This window comes from Mangrovibacterium sp. (assembly GCF_059905295.1).
Genome location: NZ_JBZQJF010000043.1, coordinates 1 through 1,844 on the forward strand (window position 1 = coordinate 1; position 1,844 = coordinate 1,844).

Annotated in this window: 1 protein-coding gene; it reads right to left on the bottom strand. The window is 42.1% G+C overall.

Going from position 1 to position 1,844, the window contains the following annotated elements; translation table 11 throughout:
• Positions 1-15: 15 nt before the first annotated feature.
• The gene (locus tag AC37HE_RS02600) at positions 16-1,389 is read right to left on the bottom strand and encodes an IS4 family transposase (RefSeq protein ID WP_500781218.1); all 1,374 of its coding nucleotides are present in this window, start codon (positions 1,387-1,389) and stop codon (positions 16-18) included.
• Between the last annotated feature and the right edge of the window lie 455 nt (positions 1,390-1,844).

The following is a 1,844-nucleotide window of genomic DNA, read 5'->3' on the forward strand; positions in this document are numbered from 1 at the left end:
ACTCAACTTTCGACTTTAACGATCTTCGGTTAAAACGCAGCTCTTTGACAAATTGACGTACTTTAATGCTTCGGTGATCACAGTATCAAAAAATACTGACGCTGTTTTTTCGCAGAATATGCCTAATTGCCGCAATTGCTCAACGGCTAAAGTCAATATTCGATGAAGCGCTTCTACAAAGCTGATATCATCAAGCTCCTGACAGCACGCGTAGAATAGTTCACCAAAGGTTCGGTGATCCGTCTCCATACGAACCCTATAAACAATGAACATATATCGCATAAACACAATACTGGTGTGAGCGATAAGCATATCGTAATCGCGGCACTGGATTTCCTTTACCAGTTTTAGATGCTGTTTTGACATCTTGAACAATACTTCGATATCCCAACGCTTGCCGTAGATGCGAACCACCTCCGAATCGGCCAGTTCGATGTCTGTCGACAAAAGCGCTAACCAGTCTTTTTTGCGACGATTACGAACGAAAACGATTTTCGCCTGTTTGCCGTCACTCATTGTTACCATGGTAGAGGCCAATATTTTTGCTCGTCCTCGGCGTTTGCTAATATTTTGGTAGATTCCTACCAAATTGCGCTTTTTGCCATCATGCTCGTAAAACACCTTTGGCGTTTTTTTGATCATGCCGATTACATGCAGATGTTTTCTCAAAGCGCAAATATTAACCGGCATGGTAAACCAACTGTCCATGAGTACATAGCGGGCACGGATACCTGCCTTGAGGATTCTTTTGACCATTGGAACCAAGAGCATTGTGGCTTTTGTGGTTGCTTCTTGCCGCCGCTTGAAAGCGCAACATCGTTTGTCCATGATTTTTTCGTTTTCATGATAACGATTCTTCTTTTTTGCAGATGACAGCAACCCAAAGTCCAAGGGCAAACAACTGACGCCATCAGACCAACACAAGGTCAGCAATCGAAAACCTTTCAAGTACCGTCCGGTACTGTGGTCAAAGACACGACTGAGAAGTTCTACCTTTTTTGAGCGAGATCGGTCGTATGGGCTATCATCAAAGATGAGCACTGATTCGCGTTGATCTGTCGTTAATCGGTTAAAAATGCAATGCAGGCGAACCGCTATCAACAGTAAGAACTTTCTCCAATTGTAAGTGCATGCTTTGAGAAAATCGTAGGCCGCATCTTTTCCGACATCAGCGTCATCGTTGATCACAATGCCTCGGAAGAAATTCTTTCCGATGAATGGAAGTGCAAATATTGCTTTTGTCAAAGAACGAACACCGTAGCCATGGCGTTTACGAATCCCGCAGCGGTGAAGCAGCGAACCGATACGAAATGTATCGAAAAAGTCGTCAATTTGGTCGAGAACCTGAATGTTATCTTGCGATTGAGGAGCAATATTGCTATGGTTCATTTGAGCCCTTTCTGATTGATATCATTGTGAATTGCCGTAAATCCACCATATATCAACAGACTGGGCTCTTCAAGCTTATTTATCTATTAATTCAATTGGTTAAAATAAAATAATTGATTGAATCATGAATCTCGAAAGTTGAGTAATTTATAATATCGTATATTTTATCTATATCTGTTCTAGCCTCTTCTAAGTTGATAGCACCCCAAGCTGGCCTTTTTATCAGTTTTTCCTTATCAAATTTCGAAAATCTCTCTATTTGCTCATGGAGTTCTTTCAAAGGCTGTTCATTTCGGGGCATCTTATTCTCCTGATTCTCTTATTGGCTAACGTGGGCCTTAGCGGGAGCGGCCGCTTTTTGGCCGCGCTCCGCTACAGGCCATGGTTAGCGGCACTCTATTCTTTATAATATGACCTTTTATATATTCACAAGCCGTCATGGAAATGTTTCATAC